Raw genomic sequence first — 19,477 nt, 5'->3', positions numbered from 1 at the left:
TGAATGTTGTACATTCTGTATAACTGGAGTGTGCGCCATGAAGCTTGAAATCAAGAAGATCGGCAATTCGACCGGTCTGATTTTGCCGAAGGAACTGCTGACGAGGCTCGACCTGCAGCAGGGCCAATGGCTGAGCGTGACCGAAAATGCCGATGGCTCCATCCGCCTTTCGCCCTTCGATCCGGAATTCGACAAGGCGATGCGCATCGTCGACGACGTCATGGACGAATATCGCGATACCCTGCGGGAACTGGCGAAGTGAGCGAGCCGCGCTGGCTCACCCTGGAGGAGGTGCTGGTCGCGCATGAGCGGCAGATCGCCAAATTCGGAGGGCCGGCGGGGATACGGGACGCGGGTGCGCTGGAATCGGCGTTGGGCCGGCCTCGCAACAAGTTGGCATATGGCGGAACCGATTTAGCCAGCCTGGCTGCGGCCTATGCGTTCGGCATCGCGCGCAACCATCCCTTTGTCGACGGTAACAAGCGCGCCGCCTTCGTTGCGATGATGCTGTTCCTGCGTCTCAACGATGTGCGTTTCGCGCCGTCTCCCGCCGAGGCGACGCTCGCCATTCTCGGGCTCGCCGCGGGCGAGATCTCCGAGGAAAACCTCGCGCGTTGGATTCGGGAGAGACTTCCCCCAGCGACCGAGTAGCGCGGCGGGTTTTTCGGGCGTCGGCTTGCTTATGGCTTTCGGCACCGCATCTTAGGGGCACGCTTCCCTTCGCGTCTCCTTCCCGAGAGAGCTTGCCCCCATGTCCGATTCCGAACGCAACCGTCTTACCGGCCGCCTCTCCCGCTATGCCCGCGTCGGCGTGAATGTCGGCGGCGTCGCGGCCAAGGTGGCGGGGGCGCGGCTGTTCGGCAGCTCCCTCGACAAAGGCAAGAATGCGTCGGAGCTGGCCGCCGCGCTCGGCGGGCTGAAGGGGCCGTTGATGAAGGTCGGGCAGATCCTCTCGACCGTGCCCGACCTCGTGCCGCCGGAATATGCCGAGGAACTGTCGCAGTTGCAGGCCAATGCGCCGCCGATGGGCTGGCCCTTCGTCAAGCGGCGCATGCAGGCGGAGCTCGGTCCGAACTGGGAAAAGCGCTTCCAGCTTTTCGAGCATGCGCCGGCCGCGGCCGCTTCGCTCGGCCAGGTGCATCGCGCCATCGCCGGGGATGGCAAGGCGCTGGCGGTCAAGCTGCAATATCCCGACATGCAGTCGGCCGTCGAAGCCGACCTCTCGCAGCTGAAGATCCTGTTCTCGGTCTATCGCCGGATCGACAAGGCGATCGACACCAGCGAGATCTTCGAGGAGATCGGCAACCGCATCCGCGAAGAGCTGGACTATGGTCGCGAGGCGCGCCACGCGCTGCTCTACAAGATCATGCTCGACGGCGAGACGCTGGTGCGCGTGCCGGAGGTGGAGCCGGCGCTCTCGACCAACCGGCTGCTCGCCATGCAATGGCTCGACGGCAACCGGCTGCTCGACTATCGCGACCGGCCGCTCGACGAGCGCAACCGCATCGCCACCGCCATGTTCAATGCCTGGTGGTCGCCCTTTGCCCGCTATGGCGTGATCCATGGCGATCCGCATCTGGGCAACTACACCGTGTTCGAGAACGAGGCGGGCGAGGCCGCCGGCATCAACCTGCTCGATTATGGCTGCGTGCGCATCTTCCCGGCCAAGTTCGTCGCCGGCGTGGTCGACCTGTTCCACGGGCTGCGCGACAACGACCGCGACCGGATCGTCTCGGCCTATGAGATCTGGGGCTTTGCCGGTCTTTCGAACGAATTGATCGAGGCGCTCAACATATGGGCGCGCTTCATCTATGGGCCGCTGATCGACGATCGCGTCCGCACCATCGCCGATGGCGTGGCGCCTTCGGAATATGGCCGCCGCGAAGCGTTCCAGGTGCATCAGGTGCTGCGGGAGAAGGGGCCGGTGACGGTGCCGCGGGAATTCGTGTTCATGGACCGCGCCGCCGTCGGGCTCGGTTCGGTGTTCCTGCACCTGAAGGCGGAAATGAACTTCCATCGCCTGTTCGCCGAAACCATCGACGGTTTCGACCGCGACATGCTCGATCACCGCCAGAAGGCGGCGCTGGGCGGGGTCGGCCTGGCCTGAGCCCTTTCTCGCGACATCGGTTGGCGGGGTAGGGGCTTGTTTGCCCCTCCGCCTGCGACATCACGCCCAATCGCCGTTTTTCAGCACCGCTAGAGTATGGCGAGGCCCGGTCCTTGCTATGGTGGCGATGGCGGATTGCCCGGCCTGCCCAAGTGTTGTAAAGGCCGCTCACGTTTGGTTTGCGCTGAAGGATGGATGCACCATGTCAGATAGCCCGATGGACTACCCGGAACATGAGAGAACCTATGCGTTCTTCACCGGCCTGACCAAATACGGCACGATCGCCTGCGTGGTGATCCTGGTGCTGATGGCGATTTTCCTGGTCTGAGTTCGACATAGACTCATCCGGCAGCCTGGCTGCCGGATGTCGCGATACCCGACGACTTGACTGAGCGGGCACATTGCGAGGCCCGCCGCTCCATAGGAAAACGCCATGAAGATTGGTGTGCCGGCGGAGGTGGACGGGCTGGAAAGCCGCGTTGCCGCGACGCCTGAGACGGTAAAGAAGTTCATCGCGCTGGGCGCCGAGGTGTCGGTGCAGTCTGGCGCCGGTGTCGCCTCGCGCATTCCCGATGCCGAGTATGCCGCTGCCGGCGCGACCATCGCGGCTTCCGCCGCCGATGCCGTGCGCGATGCGGATATCGTGCTCAAGGTTCGCCGGCCCCTCGCCGAGGAGCTGCCAAACTACAAGCGCGGCGCGCTGATCGTCGCGACCATGGACCCCTATGGCCATGAGCAGGATGTCGTCGCCATGGCCGGCGCCGGCGTGACGGCGATCGCCATGGAGTTCATGCCGCGCATCACGCGCGCCCAGGTCATGGACATCCTGTCGAGCCAGGCCAACCTCGCCGGCTACCAGGCCGTGATCGACGCGGCTTATGAATATGACCGCGCCCTGCCGATGATGATGACCGCCGCCGGCACCGTGCCGGCCGCCCGCATCTTCGTCATGGGCGCCGGCGTCGCCGGCCTGCAGGCCATCGCAACCGCCCGCCGTCTCGGCGCCGTGGTGACGGCGACCGATGTCCGCCCCGCCGCCAAGGAGCAGGTGGAATCGCTGGGCGCCAAGTTCGTCGCCGTCGAGGATGACGAGTTCAAGCAGGCCGAAACCGCCGCCGGCTACGCCAAGCCGATGTCGGCCGAATACCAGGCCAAGCAGGCGGCCCTCGTCGCCGAGCACATCAAGAAGCAGGACATCGTCATCACGACGGCCCTGATCCCCGGCCGCGCCGCGCCCCGCCTCGTCTCGGCCGCCATGGTCGCTTCGATGAAGCCCGGATCGGTTCTGGTCGATCTCGCGGTCGAGCGCGGCGGCAATGTTGAGGGCGCCAAGCCCGGCGAGGTCGCTATTGTCGACGGCAAGAAGATCGTCGGCCACCTGAACGTCGCGGGCCGCATCGCCGCGACCGCCTCGCAGCTTTATTCCAAGAACCTGTTCGCCTTCGTCGAGACGCTGATCGACAAGGCCGCCAAGACCGTGTCCGTCAACTGGGACGACGAGCTGGTCAAGGCGACCGTGCTGACGCGCGACGGCGCCGTCGTCCATCCGGCCTTCAGGCCGAAGGACGCGCCGGCGCCCGTGCCGGTCGAAGAGCCGAAGCCGATTCTCGTTGCTGAGCAGGGGGCCAGCTGAACATGGCAAGTCTTACGCCCGATCAGGCGGCTAGCGCCGCCAAGTCTGCTGCCGACGCCGCAAGCGCCGCGGCGAGCGCCGCGCAGGAAGCTGCCGCTGCCGCGCAGATCTATGCCGACCAGGCGGCCGGCGGGCTTGGCGATGTCGCCGGCGCCGTCGCCCATGCGGTTTCCGGCGGGGCCATCGACCCCTTCGTCTTCCGCCTCTCGGTCTTCGTGCTGGCGATCTTCGTCGGCTATTACGTCGTGTGGCAGGTGACGCCGGCGCTGCATACGCCGCTGATGTCGGTCACCAACGCGATCTCCTCGGTCATCGTCGTCGGCGCGCTGCTCGCGGTCGGCGTCGATGCGGCGGTCGATGCGGCCGCTGCCTCCGGCCATGCCTGGGCGCAGGGCTTCGGCTTCGTCGCCCTGATCCTCGCCAGCGTCAACATCTTCGGTGGCTTCCTCGTCACCAGTCGCATGCTCGCCATGTACAAGAAAAAGACGAAGTGAGGCCGCGCCGATGACAACCGCAAATATCACGGCGCTGCTCTACCTCGTCTCCGGCGTGCTGTTCATCATGGCGCTGCGCGGGCTTTCGAGCCCGGCAACCTCGCGCCAGGGCAATCTGTACGGCATGGTCGGCATGGGGATCGCGATCCTCACGACGCTCGTGCTGGCCGCGCCCAAGAGCGGCACGGCCTGGGGCCTGATCATCGTCGGCCTCGCCATTGGCGGCGGCGCCGGCGCGATCATCGCCCGCCGTATCGCCATGACGCAGATGCCGCAGCTGGTCGCCGCCTTCCACTCGCTGGTCGGCCTCGCCGCCGTCATGGTGGCGGCTGCGGCGCTCTATGCCCCGGCCGCCTTCGGCATCGGCGATATCGGCCACATCCATGGCCAGGCGCTGGTCGAGATGTCGCTCGGCGTCGCCATCGGCGCGATCACCTTCACCGGCTCGGTCATCGCCTTCGCCAAGCTGAACGGCAACATGTCGGGCAAGCCGATCCTGCTGCCCGGCCGTCATTTCACCAATGCCGGCCTGTTCATCCTTCTGGTAGCGCTGGTCGTCGCGCTGGTGTTCACGGAAAGCCACCTGATCTTCTGGCTGATCGTGATCGTCAGCTTGGTTCTCGGCGGCCTGATCATCATCCCGATCGGCGGCGCGGACATGCCCGTCGTCGTGTCGATGCTCAACTCCTATTCGGGTTGGGCAGCGGCCGGCATCGGCTTCACGCTGGGCAACACGGCGCTGATCATCACCGGCGCGCTGGTCGGCTCGTCGGGCGCGATCCTTTCCTACATCATGTGCAAGGGCATGAACCGCTCGTTCATCTCCGTCATTCTCGGCGGCTTCGGTGGCGAGACGGCGGGCCCCGCCGGCGGCGGCGCGGTCGAGCAGCGCCCGGTCAAGCAGGGCTCGGCCGAAGACGCGGCCTTCATCATGAAGAACGCGTCGAAGGTCATCATCGTGCCGGGCTACGGCATGGCGGTCGCCCAGGCCCAGCACGCGCTGCGCGAAATGGCCGACAAGCTCAAGGCGGAGGGCGTCGAGGTCAAGTACGCCATCCATCCGGTGGCGGGCCGCATGCCGGGCCACATGAACGTGCTGCTGGCCGAGGCAAACGTTCCGTATGACGAGGTCTTCGAGCTCGAGGACATCAATTCGGAATTCGCCCAGGCCGACGTCGCCTTCGTCATCGGCGCCAACGACGTGACCAACCCGGCCGCGAAGACGGATCCGACCTCGCCGATCTACGGCATGCCGATCCTCGACGTCGAGAAGGCCGGCACGGTGCTGTTCATCAAGCGCGGCATGGGCTCGGGCTATGCCGGCGTCGAGAACGAGCTGTTCTTCAAGGACAACACGATGATGCTCTTCGCCGACGCCAAGAAGATGGTCGAGAACATCGTCAAGTCGCTCGGCTGATCTTCAGGCCGATGCAATATCTCGAAAAGGCCGCCTCCGGGCGGCCTTTTTGCGTTGGCACGTCCGAAGCGCCAAGGTCCTTGCGGCCGGAAGGGTTGACGTAGGGGAGGGCTTTCTTCAGGCTGCTTGCCGGGGGCGATTCAAACCCAATGGGGGTCCATGGATGACTGATCGCAAGCCTTACGTTCCGCCTGTCCTGTCCAAGCGTTCGAAGATCGGCCCAATCGTCGCGGCGACATCGCCCGTCATCTGGACGTCAAGCTAATCGCTTTGCATGGTCCGTCGTCCGGACGGACCATGCATCAGATGCCGCGATCCGATCGCTGACGGCCATCGGGAACCAAGTCGGATGAAAGCGACCAGGCAAGCATGAAGCTCATCGCCTATGTGCTGGACGGCCACGAGCTCGACATCCGGCCGGCGCGGCCGAACCGCGCCTGGATGGATGCTTATTTCGAACGCTACGCCTATGGCTGCCTGCCGCTGCTGATGGCGAACATGCATGGTTGGGAGATCCTGTCGCCCGTGAGCTTCACGGCGATCTGGAACGGCGGCGCCAACAAGGATTGCGTCGCCATTCTCGAGGACGAGGATACGAACGGCGTCATCCTCAGCTTCTTCGGCGCTGGAATCATCACCTACAAGGTGCCGGCCGTGTTCCGGACCGAGCCGGGCTACGACCTGATCATCCAGGCCCCGCCGAACAATCCGGTCGACGGCGTGTCGCCGCTTACCGGAATCGTCGAGATGGATTGGGCCTCGACCGTCGTCTCGATGAACTGGCAGCTGACCCGGCCGAATTTCGCCGTCCGGTTCAGGAAGGGGCAGCCGATCTGCCAGATCGTTCCCGTGAAGCGGGGCGAACTGGAGAGCTTCGAGCCGGAAAAGAGAAAGCTCTCCGACGATCCCGAACTTGCCGAATACATGAGGCAATGGGGCGAGAGGCGGGGCGTGTTCCAGCAGGCGCTGAAGGATCCCGATTCACCCGAGCGGCGGCAGAAATGGCCCGGAAATTACCGGCGCGGCACGGATGTATTTGATGAGCGCGCGGCGCCGGGCGACCACCTGACCCGGCTTCGGCTGAAGCCCTTCGAGGATCCGGACGTCCAGCCAGACTAGCCGTCGCGACCGCAGGCGGGGCTCCGAGCGGTCCCCGCCCGATGTCGGCCTAGCTGGCGGGGGCCGTGCGGCGCATGCCGTCGCGGGCCGGGGCGTAGCCGGAATTGAGCGTATGGGCGCGGTTGAAGGCGGCGTAGGCCGCGTCGCGCTCGCCCAGCTTCTCCAGCGCCAGGCCCTGATTGGTCCAGCCCTGGTAATTGTCCTTGTCGCGACGGACGACGGCGTTGAAGTCGTCGAGCGCAGCCTTGTAGTCGGCGGTCGCGAGATAGGACAGGCCACGGCCGAGATGCGGGGCGACCGCGTTCGGCGCATAGGTCATCGACGCGGTGAAATCGGCGATGGCATCGTTGTGGCGGCCCTGGCCCTGATAGATCAGGGCGCGATTGTTGTAGGCCTTGGGATCCGTCGGCTCGAGCTCGATCGCCTTGGAGAAATCGGCGAGCGCCATGTCGATCTGGCCCTGCGAGCGATAGAGATTGCCGCGGCCGACATAGGCTTCGTTGTAGCTCGGATTGATCTCGATCGAACGATTATAGTCCGACAGCGCCTGGCCGTTCTGGTTCAGCTTGCGCTGGACGAGGGCCCGGTTCGAATAGGCCTGGTAGAAGCCCGGATTGATCTCGATGGCGCGGTTGAAGTCGGCGAGCGCCTGGTCGTAACGACCCGCGCGGCCGAGCGCCGTGCCGCGCACATTGTAGCCCGAGGCGTCGCTGGGATTCTGGTTCACGACCGAACTGAGCGACGAGATGTTCGCTTCCGAGCCCATGGCGCGGTCGACATCGTCGAAGTCATGAACGTTGGATGCCGTCTGGCAGCCTGCGAGCGCCAGCGCGCCGGCGAGCGCGACCCAGAGCGGCCGCTGCGCCAATCCGCCCATCGACCTCAAGGCAAGCGCCTGGCTGCCGATCGCGGTCGAGGCCGGGCTCGCGGATGAAAACCTGCCGAGCGCCATCATGAGCGTAGCTCCCAAACGGGCGCCCATGGCGAATGGAAAGGGCGCAAGAAAACAAAAGGAAACGAGCCCGAAACAACGGGCTCGTCACCTCTGAACTTCAAAGCGAAAAAGCAGGCGAAAGCAGGGCGACGCCCCGGCTTATCAACGCTTCGGCTTGGGAGCCGCGACGATGCCGCCTTCGCGCTGGGCGCGCTTGCGAGCCAGCTTGCGAGCACGACGGACGGCTTCCGCCTTCTCGCGTGCCTTCTTCTCCGAGGGCTTCTCGTAGAAGTTGCGCAGCTTCATCTCACGGAAGATGCCTTCACGCTGCATCTTCTTCTTGAGAGCCTTGAGCGCCTGATCGACGTTATTGTCGCGAACGAGTACCTGCACGCGGGAGCGTCCTATCTTGATCCGGTCCGGATGAAATCTCGGGGGAGACGAGGCAGGGCGACAAAAGCCGCTTATCAACACCGTCCCAATTGTGGTCGCTCTCATAGCAGAAGGGGGGAGGCGATGTCAAAGCGGAGAGCCGCCGAAACAAGGTAAATTCTCGTTTTCGCCGGGTCAGCGTGGCTTTTTGGCCCGCGTTCCGGGAACGAGAGCCCGGAATCCGCGAGCGCTAGAGGCCGCCACAAGGCTGATTCAAGCAGAATCCGGCGCTGGAAGCAATTCTTCGCGAGTGAGTCGCAATCGCATATCGCGCCCGCCTCGAGGAATCGTTGCCGCGGGCAAAAGAAAAGGCCCCGCCCGGTGGGCGAGGCCTTTATGTCGGCATCTCTCAGGCGCCGGCTAAGGGGCGGGGCGGCTGTGGGAGCCCCCTCCATCCGGCCGCGTGGCCCGGGATCAGGCCTCGTCTTCGTCCTCGTCGACGGGGCCCTTCAGCGACTTGAGCTTGGCAAAGACGGCGTCGGCGTCCAACTCGTCGTCCTGCGGCTCTTCCTGGCGATAGGAGCGCAGGGCAGCCGAGGCCAGGGCGTCGGCGGCGGTCGTCTCTTCCGTCGGCAGCAGGGTCTCGCCCTCGGCGCCGATTTCACGCGGCGGCGCGTTCTTGGCGGCCTTCTCGACTTCGAAATCGAGGTCGATCTGCGAGCACAGGCCGAGCATGACCGGGTCGGACGGCGTCAGATTGGTGGAATTCCAGTGGCTGCGGCCGCGGATCGAATCGATCGTCGGCTTGGTCGTACCGACCAGACGCATGATCGCGGCGTCCTTCAGCTCCGGGTGGTTGCGCAGCAGCCAGAGAATGGCGTTGGGGCGATCCTGACGGCGCGACACCGGCGTGTAGCGCGGACCCTTGCGCTTCTGCACGGGCACGCGGACGCGCGTCTCTGCCATCTTCAGCCGGTACTTCGGATCCTTCTGGGCGCGGTCGATTTCCTCGCGCGTCAGCTGGCCCGTCGTTACAGGATCGAGGCCCTTGATCGTCTGGGCAGCCTCGCCGTCGGCGATTGCCTTCACTTCGAGTGGGTGAAGCTTGCAGAAATCGGCGATCTGGTCGAAGCCGAGAGAGGTATTCTCGACGAGCCATACGGCGGTTGCCTTTGGCATCAGCGGGATAGTCGACATAATTCTCTCCTGGTCGCTCTCCCGGTGGTCGGCCGGAGGAGCAGAGCAATCGTCTGAATGACGGGAATGGGCCGATATATAGACCGGTGCCTTTCCCGACGCAAACAATGCTTGCCGAGGGAAACGCCAAGCTGGCCTTTCCCGATCCCTCGATCGACGACAAAAGCCGGATGCGACCGTGGTCGCATCCGGCAATCTTGCGTTCGCCCGCCGCAGAATTACGGGGCGGGGGTCGCCGGAGCCGGCGTTGCCGGGGCCGGGGTGGCCGGAGCAGGGGTAGCCGGAGCCGGCTCAGGGGTCGACGGCGCGGGCGCCGGGGCCGGAGCGGGCTCAGCAGGCTTCGCGGGTTCCGGAGCCGGGGTAGCCGGGGCGGGGGCCGGCGTCGACTGCTCGACGGCTGCCGGCGTGGGCGGCGCGACGGGCGTGCGGGATTTCCACCAGAAATAGGCGATCACCAGAACGATGATGACGACGACGACCCAAACCCAAGTATTTTGGCGTTGCATGTTGTCCTCCGGGGTGCGTGTTGCACCGACAAGCGCAATCTTACATCGAATCGTCCCCTTCCAAGAAGAGGAAACGATGGGTTACGTTTTACGCGGTCTCGAAATCTACTGCATGGAGGCTGATCAAGGGCGTAAGCCCGCCGATTCTCAGCCTCTATCCAGCGGATCTCGACGGGGAGCCACCGATGTTACGCTTGGCAGCGCCGGCGAACTTCGACGCTCCCCAGAGGGGCAACGACTCTCGCCCGCTCTGGTTTCAGCGGACGAACCATTTTCGCGCGGGAGGGGCGCGGCCGGGTCACTCAGACGGTCAGGACGATCTTGCCGATATGGCCGGAGCTCTCCATCCGCCGATGCGCTTCCGCGGCCTGCAGCAGCGGGAAGGTGGCATCGATCCGCGGCAGGAGCTCGCGGCGCTCGATGAGGGGCCACACCTTTTTCCTGGAGCGCGCGGGCAATGCCCGCCTTGAAGGCGATCGTGCGCGGGCGCAGCGTCGATCCCGTCAGGGTCAGGCGCTTGGCGAGCAGGCGGGTAAAGTTCACGTCGGCGATCGGCCCGTTCAGGAAGGCGATCTGGCCGATATGGCCGTCCAGTGCGGCGGCGTCGAAATTGCGCTCGATATAGTCGCCGCCCACCATGTCGAGGATGACGTCGGCGCCGTGGCCCTCGGTCACCGCCTTTACGACGCTGACGAAATCCTCCGTATGGTAGTTGATGGCGTGGCTGGCGCCGAGCTCGACGCAGGCGGCGCATTTCTCGGCCGATCCGGCCGTCGCCAGCACGGTGGCGCCGAACGCCTTGGCCAGCTGGATCGCCGTGGTGCCGATGCCGGACGTGCCGCCATGCATGAGGAAGACATCGCCCGCCTTCAGGCCGCAGCGCTCGAAGACATTGTGCCAGACGGTGAAGAAGGTTTCGGGCAGGGCGGCCGCCTCGACCAGACTCAGACCCTTGGGGACGGGGAGGGCATTGGTCTCGTGGACGGCGACATATTCGGCATAGCCGCCGCCGGCGACCAGCGCCGTCACGGTATCGCCGATGGCGAAGCGCGTGACATTGCGGCCGAGCGCCACGACATGGCCGGCGACTTCCAGGCCCGGCAGGTCGGAGGCGCCTTTGGGCGGCGGATAATGCCCCTGCCGCTGCGCCACATCCGGCCGGTTGACGCCGGCCGCCGCCACCTGGATCAGGATCTCGTGCTCGAACGGGTGCGGCACGGGGCGCTGGGTCGGCTGCAGAACGTCCGGCCCGCCCGGCTCGGAAATGGCGATGGCGGTCATGGTTTCGGGAACAGCGTTCATCAACGTCTCCTTGGACTTCGGCGCCCTGACTGGCAAAGGCCGATTCAATCTTGCTATCTTTGGACCAGGCGGGACCCAAAAACGAGTGGAGCGCATCATGGCCCTTTTCGACGACGTCCCGGTGGAAAAGCCGTCGCCGCATCGGATCGGCGAGGATCTGGGGCGGCTTTCGATCGATGAACTGACCGACCGCATCGCCTTGATGGAGGGCGAAATCGCGCGGCTGCGCGAGGCGATCGCCGCCAAGACGGCGTCGCGCGAGGCGGCTTCTTCCTTCTTCAAGACGTGAGGGACGGAGCGCCACGGCGGCGTTAACGGCTCGTTAAGGTTTCGGGAGCCTTAATGAGGCGATCCAGCGATCTGGATGTGACTGAAGCGTTCTGTTGGTCTCCTCCCTCTGTCGCCTCACAAGAGCCGTTCATCGCGGCTCTTTTTTTGACTTCCGGGTTCGCAGGAGTCAAAATCCGGAAAACTTGCGCCCCGCTTGCCCCTGGTGGACGAGCACGGCTGCGCAGCGGAATGGCTTCATGACAGACGATAGCCCTGGGCAAATCGATCCGCCGGTCGTTTTCGGCAGGCGGTTTGCGTTTTCGGACACTTTCCGTGGCCTTTTCCGGGAAGGGATGCTGCTCGTCGAAGAGACGGCGGCCTATCTGGACGGCGACGGCCGGGCCGAATCACGCGACCTCCCGCGCGCCGCCTCGCTCACCTACGCCACCGAATCGATGCGGCTGACGACCCGGCTGATGCAAATCGCCTCTTGGCTGCTGCTGCAGCGGGCCGTCAACGAGGGCGAGATGACCTTCGAGCAGGCGGGCACGGAAAAGGCCAAGGTGCGGCTGCGCGGCTTCGGCACGCTGACCGAGGGGCCGAACTGGCAGGACCTGCCGGTGCGCCTGCGCGAGCTGATCGAGCATTCGGTGCGGCTGCAGGAGCGCGTCATCCGCCTCGACGATGCCATGTACAACGTCGCCAATGCCGAGGAGCCGGCCGAGAACCCGGTCAGCCGCCAGCTCGGCCAGCTGGCGCGCGCGTTCGGCTCGGGCGGCGAATAGGCGCCCGGCGCTTCAGCGGTAGCAGCCCTGTCGACAGCCAACTTCCAGGCAAACAAAAACCCCGGCCAATGACCGGGGTTTTCTTATTCCAGTACTTCGAACGGGCGAATTAGCTGCCCATGAAGCCCTTGAACTTGTTGTTGAAGCGCGAGACGCGGCCGGCGCGGTCGAGCAGGGTCTGGTTGCCGCCGGTCCAGGCCGGGTGCGTCGACGGGTCGATGTCGAGGTTCATGACCGAACCTTCTTCGCCATAGGTCGACTTGGTCAAATATTCGGTCCCGTTCGTCATCACGATCTTGATCGTGTGGTAGTCGGGATGAATGCCATTCTTCATCGTCTGGTCCTCGCGGCTCGGTCCGTTGGACCGCATGGTCGTCGCCCGCCGAAGCGGAAGCGCCGTCCTGATCAATGGGGAAAACGGCTGCTTGCGACCGGCCGTCCTGTGGGGCGACGATATAGCCCAGCGTTCCGGCCGGCACAAGAGGCGGCTTGCCTTGAAACACTGCCGCCGTCGGTGCATCTAGGCGCCATCGAGGCGATCGCCTCCGGGAATGACTGAGACGGGTGCCGATGGCGGACCGAGACGCGATACCGAGCGACGCCGCGGGCGCTGCCAAGACTGGACGCCGCTCGCTGCGGCCGCTGGCCATGCTGCGGCCCTATGTGCTGCGCCGCAAGCCGCAGCTGGTCGGCGCGATCCTCGCGCTGGTGATGGCGGCGCTGGCAACCCTGACCGTGCCGCTGGCCGTCCGCCGCATGATCGACCACGGCTTTACCGCCGACAATGCCGGCACGATCAACGTCTATTTCATGGCGCTGATCGGCGTCGTCGCGGTATTGGCCACCGCTTCCAGCCTGCGCTTCTATTTCGTCACCTGGCTCGGCGAGCGCGTCGTCGCCGACCTCCGGGCCGACGTTTTCCGCCATCTTTCAGCCCTCGGCATCGATTTCTTCGACCGCAACCGTTCCGGCGAGATCGCCTCGCGTCTCACAGCAGACACGACGCAGATCAAGTCGGTCGCCGGCGCCAGCATTTCGATCGCACTGCGCAATCTGGTGATGTTCATCGGCGGCGTGGCGATGATGATCGTCACCAGCCCCAAGCTTTCCGGCCTCGTGCTGATCGCGCTGCCGATCGTCGTACTGCCGCTGGTCGGCTTCGGCCGCCGCGTCCGGCTGCGCTCGCGCAAGGCGCAGGACCTGCTGGCGGATGCCTCCGCCTATGCCTCGGAAGCGGTCGGGGCGATCCGCATCGTCCAGGCCTTCACAGCCGAGGCGACGGTGGCGCGGCGATTCGCCGAAAGCGTCGAGGGCGCCTTTGTCGCGGCGCGCAATTCGACGGTCGCCCGCGCGGCGCTGACCGGCTTCGGCATCTTCATGGTGTTCGCCAGCATGGTCGCCGTGCTCTGGTGGGGCGCGCAGGACGTCATGGCCGGCCGGATGACGCCGGGCACGCTCGGCCAGTTCCTGATCTATGCGGTGATCGGTGCCGGTGCGCTCGGCGAGCTGTCGCAGGTCTGGGGCGACATTTCCAACGCGACCGGCGCCGCGGAGCGGCTGGCCGAAATCCTGGCCGAGAAGCCGTCGATCGCCGCACCTTCGAAGCCGCGGCGACTGGCCGAGCCTGTCCGGGGCGCCGTGGCGTTCGAGGATGTCGGCTTCGCCTATCCCGAAGGCGGGCGGGGCCCGGCGATCCGCCATATCGGCTTCCGCGTCGAGCCGGGTGAACGCGTCGCCGTGGTCGGTCCGTCCGGGGCCGGCAAGAGCACGCTCTTCAACCTGATGCTGCGCTTCTACGATCCGCAGCAGGGCCGCGTGACGGTGGATGGCGTCGATATCCGCGATCTCGATCCCGTCGCCTTGCGCAGCCATATCGCCATCGTGCCGCAGGATACGGTGGTGTTCGCTGCGAGTGCGGCTGAGAATATCGGCATCGGCCGCCCCGGCGCCGACCGCGACGCGATCAAGCGGGCGGCCGTCTCCGCCCATGCCGACGCGTTCCTAGCGACACTGCCGGAGGGCTACGAGACCGAACTCGGCGAGCGCGGCGTGACGCTTTCCGGCGGCCAGCGCCAGCGCATTGCGATTGCCCGCGCCATCCTCAAGGACGCGCCGATCCTGCTACTCGACGAGGCGACCTCGGCGCTCGACGCCGAGAGCGAAGTCGCCGTTCAGGATGCGCTGGACGAATTGATGGTCGGCCGCACGACGATCGTCATCGCCCACCGCCTGGCGACGATCCTCAAGGCCGACCGCATCCTGGTCATGGAGGGTGGCGCCATCGTCGAGGAAGGCACGCACGAGGCCCTCGTGCGCCATGGCGGCCTCTATGCGAGGCTCGCCCGCCTGCAGTTCCGCGAAGACGCCGCCTGAGCCTCAGTCGGCGACGAGACGCGTGCTCGGTGACCCAATTTGGCGTCATCCCGGGCTTGACCCGGGATCCATGCAGCCGCGCGGTCGGGAGGCCATCTCCAGCGCTCCGGCTGCATGGATCCTCGCTTGCGCGAGGATGACGGCGGAGGGCTGGCCCGGGCGACCTGATTTCTCGGTCGCTGTCAGAGCGCGCCTACCGCTCGGTGAGCTTCAGCTCGATGCGGCGGTTGCGCGCGTAGGCGGCGTCGTCATTGCCCTGGACCAAGGGCTGGAACTCGCCAAAGCCGGCCGCGACCAGATGGATCGGCTGGACGCCCTGGTCGACCAGAAAGCGCACCACCGCGATGGCGCGGGCAGCCGACAGTTCCCAGTTGTTGCGATAGCGGCCGGACCCGGAAAGTGGACGGGCGTCGGTGTGGCCGTCGACGCGCAGGACCCAGGCGATCTCGGGCGGGATCTCGCCCTCCAGCACCTTGAGCGCATCGGCGAGCTTGGTCATCTCGACGCGGCCTTCGTCGTTGATTTCGTCCGAGCCGGACGGGAACAGCACTTCGGACTGGAAGACGAACCGGTCGCCGACGACGGTGATATCCGGCCGGTTGCCGAGGATCTCGCGCAGGCGGCCGAAGAAGTCGGAGCGATAGCGCGACAGTTCCTGCACGCGCTGCGCCAGCGCCACATTCAGGCGGCGGCCGAGATCGGCGATCTTCGTCTGGCTCTCGGTATCGCGCTTTTCCGAAGCGCCGAGCGCCTCTTCCAGCGCGCCGATCTGGCGGCGAAGGGCGGCGATCTGCTGGTTGAGGATCTCGACCTGCGACAGAGCCTTCTGGCTGACGACCTTCTCGTTTTCGAGCGCCTTGGTGATGATGGCGATCTGGCCCTCGGCGGAGCCGGCCGCCGCGGTCGACGTATCCGCCGCGCCTTTCAGCCGGTCGCGCTCGGCCTCGGCCGAGGCGAGGCTCGCCTGCAGGCTCGCTAGCTGGTCGGCGGCATCCTGCTTGCCCGCCCGTTCCATGGCCAGCAGCTCGGTTAATTCGGCGATCTGGCCGTTCAGACGGTTCAGCACCGTGTCCTTGCCGGTGATCTCGCGGGTCTGCAGGAATTGCAGCAGCGCGAAGATCGACAGCAGGAAGATGAAGACGAGCAGGAGGTTCGACAACACGTCGACAAAGGCCGGCCAGACATCGCTCCTGGCCTCGCGTCGGCGTCCGCGAACGGCCACCGCCTACTCCCCGGCCGGCTGCTTGAGGGCCTTGGCGATCACTTCCAGCAATTGCTGCATCTCGCGCTGCTGGTCGGCCTGCTGCTCGACCCAGCCGCGCACGACCTGCTGCTCGCTGCGCATGTGCTGCACCAGGCCCTGGATGCCTTCGGCCAGATTGGCCATCGCGGCCGTGGCACGCTGCGTCGACCCGCCGGAGCCGCCGCCGCCTTCATGCACGGCAGCCGTCAGCCGTTCGATGGCGACGCGCAGGTCCTCGCCCGAGGAAGCCGCGCCTTCGCGAACGTCGAGCATGCTCGGATCAAGGTCGGTGACCGTCGAGAGCCAGTCTTCCAGCTCGGTATAGAACTTGTTCTGCGCCTGTCCGGCCTGCAGGTCGAGGAAGCCCAGGATCAGCGATCCGGCCAAGCCGAACAGCGAGGACGAGAACGCCGTTCCCATGCCCTTCAGCGGTCCTTCGAGCCCGGACTTCAGGTCCTCGAAGATGACGGAGCTGTCGCCCGTGCCGACATTCAGGCTGCGGATCGCGTCGGCGACCGCGCCGACCGTCTCCAGCAGGCCCCAGAAGGTGCCGAGGAGGCCGAGGAAGATCAGCAGGCCGGTCAGGTAGCGCGAGGTGTCGCGGTCCTCGTCCAGGCGCATCAGGATCGAATCGAGGACCGAACGCATGGTCTGGGTCGAGATCGACATACGGCCGATGCGGTCGCCGAGGATGGCGGCCATCGGCGCCAGTAGAACCGGCGCGCGGTCCATCTCGATCGAGCGGTCGGCATTGCGGAAGCCGTTGACCCAGCGGATTTCCGGGAAGATCCGGATGACCTGGCGAAAGGCCAGCAGGATGCCGATGAACAGCACGCCGATGATGACGCCGTTCAGGGCCGGGTTGGCAAGGAAGGAGGTGTAGACCTGGCGGTAGAGGATCAGCGCCACGAAGGCGGCGATGATCAGGAAGATGATCATCCGCCACAGATAGACCTGTGGGCTGGCAAGTTTGTAAGGGTCGAAGTCTCTTGCCATCGTTCTCCGCCGGATCACGCTGCGTCTCGTTTCGCTCCGCATGTCCCGCCACCAGATGCTTGCGCTGGCCGAACTGCCAAGTCTCGGATCGAGAGTGCCAAGTCCTTTCCCAGCGTGCGGCGCGGCAGGCCGCGTCGCACTCCGGTGATCAAGGTTTAACGTGATTTGACGGAGGATAGAAAGTCCTTAACGCGTCGCGGCGCGAGCGGAAGACGCTTTCCCCTCCGTCATTTGCGCCCGGCGCTCAATCGGCCTGACGCTCCAACTCCGCCGTCCACTCGCCGAGCGAGGCGAGGCCGTTCATTCGCGCCCGATGCAGGAAGGCGTGCTGCCCCGCGGCGACGTTCTCCGGCTTGCCGGCCCAGGCCTTGAGGGCGGCTGCCTGGAGCGCGCGGCCGTAGGAGAAGGTGATCTTCCAGGGGCGGTTCGGGATCTGGTTGATCAGCGACAGATGCTCGGTCGCCAGCACGTCGGACTGGCCACCCGACAGGAAGGCGATGCCCGGAACGCTGGTCGGCACGGTTGCGTGGAACGCGGCGACGGTCCGCTCGGCAACCTCGGACGGGGCGGCGTTCTGGCCGCTATCCTTGCCGGGCACGATCATGTTCGGCTTGAGGATCATGCCGGTCAGGTCGACGCGGGCCTTTTCCAGTTCGTCGAACACGGCCTCGAGCGTCGCCTCCGTGACCTTCTGGCAGGTCTCGATCGTGTGGGTGGCGTTCGGATTGTCCATCAGGACTTCCGGCTCAACGATCGGGACGATGCCGTTTTCCTGGCAGAGCGCGGCATAGCGGGCGAGCGCATGCGCATTGGCGGAAAGCGCGCCCGGGGTCGGCAGGTTCGCGCCGATGGTGATCACGCCGCGCCATTTGGCGAAGCGCGCGCCCAGCTTGTAGTATTCGACCAGCCGTTCGCGCAGGCCGTCCAGGCCTTCGGTGACCGTCTCGCCGGGATAGAAGGCGAGGGGCTTCGCGCCCATGTCGACCTTGATGCCGGGAATCGAACCATTGGCCTGGATCAGTTCGACCAGCGTCCGGCCGTCGCGGGCGGACTGGCGGATCGTCTCGTCGAACAGGATGACGCCCGAAATGTGCTCGCGCATCGCCGTATCGGCCGAGAACAGCATTTCGCGATAGTCGCGACGGCTGTCCGCCGTCGATTCGAGAGCGATCCCATCGAAACGCTTCTTGATCGTGCTCGAGCTTTCATCCGCCGCGAGAATGCCCTTTCCGGGTGCGACGAGACGACGGGCAATATCCTGAAGGCCTTCGGTCATGCGGAGCGATCTCTTCCCAAACGCGGACCTGGACCGTCCAGGCCGCCCGTAGGCTGCATAGCGCGTCGGGTTAGGTTTTGCACTGCAAAATTAAACGTTTCCGAGCCGCTAAAGCTCGGAAGTTGTTTAATTTTACAGATCAAATTATCGCAAAGAGCGGAACCGTCTGCTGTTGCAGTGCGGGATACTCAGCCGTTCCGGCGCAGCACTTCGACGCCGGGGAGGGGCTTGCCTTCCAGCCATTCGAGAAACGCGCCGCCCGCCGCGGAGACATAGGTGAAATCTTCGCTGACGCCGGCATGGTTCAGCGCGGCTACGGTATCGCCGCCGCCGGCCACAGACAGCAGCTTGCCGGCCTTGGTGCGCTGGGCCGCGTGGCGGGCCACCTCGACCGTGCCGCGGTCGAACGGCTCCATCTCGAAGGCGCCGAGCGGGCCGTTCCAGACCAGCGTCGCCGCTTCGTCGATGGCGGAATTGATGCGGGCGACCGACAGCGCGCCGACGTCGAGGATCATGCCGTCATCCGGGATGGCGTCGATGCCATAGGTCTGGGTCGGCGTGTGCGCCTGGAAGTGATAGGCGACGGTCGCATCGACCGGCAGGATGATGGCGCAGTTGGATTCCTGCGCCTTGATCAGGATCCGGCGCGCGGTGTCGGCCAGGTCCTTCTCGCAGAGCGACTTGCCGATCGAATAGCCCTGGGCGTGCAGGAAGGTGTTGGCCATGCCGCCCCCGATCACCAGCGCGTCGACCTGGGTGACGAGGTTTTCGAGCAGCTCGATCTTGGAGGAGACCTTGGCGCCGCCGACGACGGCGATCACCGGGCGCTGCGGGCTGGTCAGCGCCTTCTCGAGCGCCTCGAGCTCGGCCTGCATGGCGCGGCCGGCATAGGCCGGCAGCTGGTGGGCAAGGCCCTCGGTCGAGGAATGGGCGCGGTGCGCGGCCGAGAAGGCGTCGTTCACATAGATGTCGCCCAGTTCGGCGAGCGCGCTGGTGAAGATCGGATCGTTCTTCTCCTCGCCCTTGTGGAAGCGGGTGTTCTCCAGAAGCAGCACGTCGCCGTCCGACATCTTGGCGATCGCGGCGGCCGCGTCATTGCCGATGCTGTCATTGGCGAAGGCGACCGGACGGCCGAGCAGCGTCTCCAGCGCGGGCACGACGGGGCGCAGCGTCATCTCCGCGACGCGCTCGCCCTTGGGGCGGCCGAAATGCGCCAGCAGGATCGCCTTGCCGCCGCGCTTCGTCACGTCGCGGACGGTCGGCAGGATGGCGCGGATGCGCGTGTCGTCGCTGACCATGCCGTCCTTCATCGGGACGTTGAGGTCGACGCGGATCAGGACGCGCTTGCCCTTGACGTCGGCGGTATCGAGGGTCCGGAAGGTCGACATGCGCGCTCTCTCCTACAGGGCGTGGATCGCCCTTCAATGTGAAAATGGCCCGGAGATCGTCCGGG

The 19,477-nt window shown here is 65.7% G+C and carries 20 protein-coding genes and 1 pseudogene; 11 read left to right on the top strand and 10 right to left on the bottom strand.

Annotated features, from left to right (window positions below; all coding sequences use genetic code 11):
• Positions 1–37 precede the first annotated feature (37 nt).
• The 8 genes from ACHMWQ_RS23165 to ACHMWQ_RS23130 all read left to right on the top strand — a co-directional run bounded on the left by ACHMWQ_RS23165 (position 38) and on the right by ACHMWQ_RS23130 (position 6,770).
• Complete coding sequence (locus ACHMWQ_RS23165) at positions 38–262, top strand: AbrB/MazE/SpoVT family DNA-binding domain-containing protein (RefSeq protein ID WP_266330218.1); 225 nt, start codon at positions 38–40, stop codon at positions 260–262.
• Positions 259–651, top strand: a complete 393-nt coding sequence (locus ACHMWQ_RS23160) for a type II toxin-antitoxin system death-on-curing family toxin (protein WP_396309275.1) — start codon at positions 259–261, stop codon at positions 649–651. Before ACHMWQ_RS23165 ends, ACHMWQ_RS23160 begins: the two co-directional genes overlap by 4 nt.
• 100 nt (positions 652–751) lie before the next feature.
• On the top strand, positions 752–2,107 hold the full coding sequence (locus ACHMWQ_RS23155; RefSeq protein WP_396309274.1) for an ABC1 kinase family protein: 1,356 nt from the start codon (positions 752–754) through the stop codon (positions 2,105–2,107).
• A gap of 202 nt (positions 2,108–2,309) precedes the next feature.
• Positions 2,310–2,435 (top strand): aa3-type cytochrome c oxidase subunit IV, encoded by a 126-nt coding sequence (locus tag ACHMWQ_RS23150; RefSeq protein ID WP_354551313.1) that lies wholly within the window; start codon positions 2,310–2,312, stop codon positions 2,433–2,435.
• Positions 2,436–2,540: 105 nt separating this feature from the next.
• Entirely contained in the window at positions 2,541–3,740 is a 1,200-nt protein-coding gene (locus tag ACHMWQ_RS23145; RefSeq protein ID WP_396309273.1) for a Re/Si-specific NAD(P)(+) transhydrogenase subunit alpha, read from the top strand.
• 2 nt (positions 3,741–3,742) lie between these two features.
• Positions 3,743–4,234, top strand: coding sequence for a proton-translocating transhydrogenase family protein (locus tag ACHMWQ_RS23140; protein WP_354551310.1), 492 nt, complete (start codon positions 3,743–3,745; stop codon positions 4,232–4,234).
• A gap of 10 nt (positions 4,235–4,244) precedes the next feature.
• A complete protein-coding gene (locus ACHMWQ_RS23135; RefSeq protein ID WP_354551309.1) occupies positions 4,245–5,651 on the top strand; it encodes an NAD(P)(+) transhydrogenase (Re/Si-specific) subunit beta in 1,407 nt (468 codons plus the stop codon).
• A 369-nt stretch (positions 5,652–6,020) separates the two neighbouring features.
• Positions 6,021–6,770 carry a DUF6065 family protein gene (locus ACHMWQ_RS23130; protein ID WP_396309272.1) on the top strand — a complete coding sequence of 250 codons (750 nt, stop codon included), beginning with the start codon at positions 6,021–6,023 and terminating at the stop codon, positions 6,768–6,770.
• Positions 6,771–6,819: 49 nt separating this feature from the next.
• Here the strand turns inward: ACHMWQ_RS23130 and ACHMWQ_RS23125 are convergent, their stop codons facing one another.
• From ACHMWQ_RS23125 to ACHMWQ_RS23105, 5 genes and pseudogenes are all read right to left on the bottom strand, one after another.
• A complete protein-coding gene (locus ACHMWQ_RS23125; RefSeq protein ID WP_396309271.1) occupies positions 6,820–7,725 on the bottom strand; it encodes a tetratricopeptide repeat protein in 906 nt (301 codons plus the stop codon).
• A gap of 141 nt (positions 7,726–7,866) precedes the next feature.
• Positions 7,867–8,097: a 30S ribosomal protein S21 gene (gene rpsU, locus ACHMWQ_RS23120; protein WP_018181327.1), complete on the bottom strand. Its 231-nt coding sequence runs from the start codon at positions 8,095–8,097 to the stop codon at positions 7,867–7,869.
• A 453-nt stretch (positions 8,098–8,550) separates the two neighbouring features.
• The gene (locus tag ACHMWQ_RS23115; RefSeq protein WP_354551306.1) at positions 8,551–9,273 is read right to left on the bottom strand and encodes a cell cycle transcriptional regulator TrcR; all 723 of its coding nucleotides are present in this window, start codon (positions 9,271–9,273) and stop codon (positions 8,551–8,553) included.
• Between the two features lie 218 nt (positions 9,274–9,491).
• Positions 9,492–9,779, bottom strand: coding sequence for a hypothetical protein (locus ACHMWQ_RS23110; protein WP_396309270.1), 288 nt, complete (start codon positions 9,777–9,779; stop codon positions 9,492–9,494).
• Between the two features lie 302 nt (positions 9,780–10,081).
• Positions 10,082–11,081 (bottom strand): annotated as a pseudogene (locus ACHMWQ_RS23105) (NAD(P)H-quinone oxidoreductase).
• On the opposite strand from ACHMWQ_RS23105, the gene ACHMWQ_RS23100 reads away from it, so the two are divergent.
• Complete coding sequence (locus tag ACHMWQ_RS23100) at positions 11,050–11,370, top strand: DUF1192 domain-containing protein (protein ID WP_396309269.1); 321 nt, start codon at positions 11,050–11,052, stop codon at positions 11,368–11,370. The pseudogene ACHMWQ_RS23105 and the gene ACHMWQ_RS23100 sit on opposite strands and share 32 nt — an antisense overlap.
• 238 nt (positions 11,371–11,608) lie before the next feature.
• The gene (locus ACHMWQ_RS23095; RefSeq protein WP_396309268.1) at positions 11,609–12,136 is read left to right on the top strand and encodes a DUF1465 family protein; all 528 of its coding nucleotides are present in this window, start codon (positions 11,609–11,611) and stop codon (positions 12,134–12,136) included.
• Positions 12,137–12,245: 109 nt separating this feature from the next.
• Here the strand turns inward: ACHMWQ_RS23095 and rpmE are convergent, their stop codons facing one another.
• The gene (rpmE, locus tag ACHMWQ_RS23090; RefSeq protein WP_266330388.1) at positions 12,246–12,470 is read right to left on the bottom strand and encodes a 50S ribosomal protein L31; all 225 of its coding nucleotides are present in this window, start codon (positions 12,468–12,470) and stop codon (positions 12,246–12,248) included.
• Between the two features lie 236 nt (positions 12,471–12,706).
• Here rpmE and ACHMWQ_RS23085 point away from each other — a divergent pair, with 236 nt between their 5' ends.
• Positions 12,707–14,509 (top strand): ABC transporter transmembrane domain-containing protein, encoded by a 1,803-nt coding sequence (locus ACHMWQ_RS23085; RefSeq protein WP_396309267.1) that lies wholly within the window; start codon positions 12,707–12,709, stop codon positions 14,507–14,509.
• A gap of 193 nt (positions 14,510–14,702) precedes the next feature.
• Here ACHMWQ_RS23085 and ACHMWQ_RS23080 read toward each other — a convergent pair whose 3' ends face one another.
• The 4 genes from ACHMWQ_RS23080 to ACHMWQ_RS23065 all read right to left on the bottom strand — a co-directional run bounded on the left by ACHMWQ_RS23080 (position 14,703) and on the right by ACHMWQ_RS23065 (position 19,412).
• The gene (locus ACHMWQ_RS23080; protein ID WP_354551299.1) at positions 14,703–15,731 is read right to left on the bottom strand and encodes a peptidoglycan -binding protein; all 1,029 of its coding nucleotides are present in this window, start codon (positions 15,729–15,731) and stop codon (positions 14,703–14,705) included.
• 3 nt (positions 15,732–15,734) lie between these two features.
• On the bottom strand, positions 15,735–16,748 hold the full coding sequence (locus tag ACHMWQ_RS23075) for a flagellar motor protein MotA (RefSeq protein WP_396309266.1): 1,014 nt from the start codon (positions 16,746–16,748) through the stop codon (positions 15,735–15,737).
• A 244-nt stretch (positions 16,749–16,992) separates the two neighbouring features.
• Positions 16,993–18,024 carry a class I fructose-bisphosphate aldolase gene (locus ACHMWQ_RS23070; RefSeq protein WP_396309265.1) on the bottom strand — a complete coding sequence of 344 codons (1,032 nt, stop codon included), beginning with the start codon at positions 18,022–18,024 and terminating at the stop codon, positions 16,993–16,995.
• Positions 18,025–18,212: 188 nt separating this feature from the next.
• On the bottom strand, positions 18,213–19,412 hold the full coding sequence (locus tag ACHMWQ_RS23065) for a phosphoglycerate kinase (RefSeq protein WP_354551294.1): 1,200 nt from the start codon (positions 19,410–19,412) through the stop codon (positions 18,213–18,215).
• Between the last annotated feature and the right edge of the window lie 65 nt (positions 19,413–19,477).

Source organism: Kaistia sp. UC242_56 (genome assembly GCF_044452255.1).
In the GTDB taxonomy this organism is placed as follows: Bacteria; Pseudomonadota; Alphaproteobacteria; order Rhizobiales; family Kaistiaceae; genus Kaistia; species Kaistia defluvii_A.
Note: the sequence above shows the minus strand (reverse complement) of the source record. Positions and strands in the feature narration are given on the sequence as shown.

What these genes read in the sequence shown, in the direction of transcription:
- ACHMWQ_RS23165 (WP_266330218.1), top strand. Translation starts at nt 38, where the DNA reads ATGAAGCTTGAAATCAAGAAGATCGGCAATTCGACCGGTCTGATTTTG.
- ACHMWQ_RS23155 (WP_396309274.1), top strand. Translation starts at nt 752, where the DNA reads ATGTCCGATTCCGAACGCAACCGTCTTACCGGCCGCCTCTCCCGCTAT.
- ACHMWQ_RS23150 (WP_354551313.1), top strand. Translation starts at nt 2,310, where the DNA reads ATGTCAGATAGCCCGATGGACTACCCGGAACATGAGAGAACCTATGCG.
- ACHMWQ_RS23145 (WP_396309273.1), top strand. Translation starts at nt 2,541, where the DNA reads ATGAAGATTGGTGTGCCGGCGGAGGTGGACGGGCTGGAAAGCCGCGTT.
- ACHMWQ_RS23140 (WP_354551310.1), top strand. Translation starts at nt 3,743, where the DNA reads ATGGCAAGTCTTACGCCCGATCAGGCGGCTAGCGCCGCCAAGTCTGCT.
- ACHMWQ_RS23135 (WP_354551309.1), top strand. Translation starts at nt 4,245, where the DNA reads ATGACAACCGCAAATATCACGGCGCTGCTCTACCTCGTCTCCGGCGTG.
- ACHMWQ_RS23130 (WP_396309272.1), top strand. Translation starts at nt 6,021, where the DNA reads ATGAAGCTCATCGCCTATGTGCTGGACGGCCACGAGCTCGACATCCGG.
- ACHMWQ_RS23125 (WP_396309271.1), bottom strand. Translation starts at nt 7,725, where the DNA reads ATGATGGCGCTCGGCAGGTTTTCATCCGCGAGCCCGGCCTCGACCGCG.
- ACHMWQ_RS23115 (WP_354551306.1), bottom strand. Translation starts at nt 9,273, where the DNA reads ATGTCGACTATCCCGCTGATGCCAAAGGCAACCGCCGTATGGCTCGTC.
- ACHMWQ_RS23110 (WP_396309270.1), bottom strand. Translation starts at nt 9,779, where the DNA reads ATGCAACGCCAAAATACTTGGGTTTGGGTCGTCGTCGTCATCATCGTT.
- ACHMWQ_RS23100 (WP_396309269.1), top strand. Translation starts at nt 11,050, where the DNA reads ATGGCGGTCATGGTTTCGGGAACAGCGTTCATCAACGTCTCCTTGGAC.
- ACHMWQ_RS23095 (WP_396309268.1), top strand. Translation starts at nt 11,609, where the DNA reads ATGACAGACGATAGCCCTGGGCAAATCGATCCGCCGGTCGTTTTCGGC.
- rpmE (WP_266330388.1), bottom strand. Translation starts at nt 12,470, where the DNA reads ATGAAGAATGGCATTCATCCCGACTACCACACGATCAAGATCGTGATG.
- ACHMWQ_RS23085 (WP_396309267.1), top strand. Translation starts at nt 12,707, where the DNA reads ATGGCGGACCGAGACGCGATACCGAGCGACGCCGCGGGCGCTGCCAAG.
- ACHMWQ_RS23075 (WP_396309266.1), bottom strand. Translation starts at nt 16,748, where the DNA reads ATGGCAAGAGACTTCGACCCTTACAAACTTGCCAGCCCACAGGTCTAT.
- ACHMWQ_RS23070 (WP_396309265.1), bottom strand. Translation starts at nt 18,024, where the DNA reads ATGACCGAAGGCCTTCAGGATATTGCCCGTCGTCTCGTCGCACCCGGA.
- ACHMWQ_RS23065 (WP_354551294.1), bottom strand. Translation starts at nt 19,412, where the DNA reads ATGTCGACCTTCCGGACCCTCGATACCGCCGACGTCAAGGGCAAGCGC.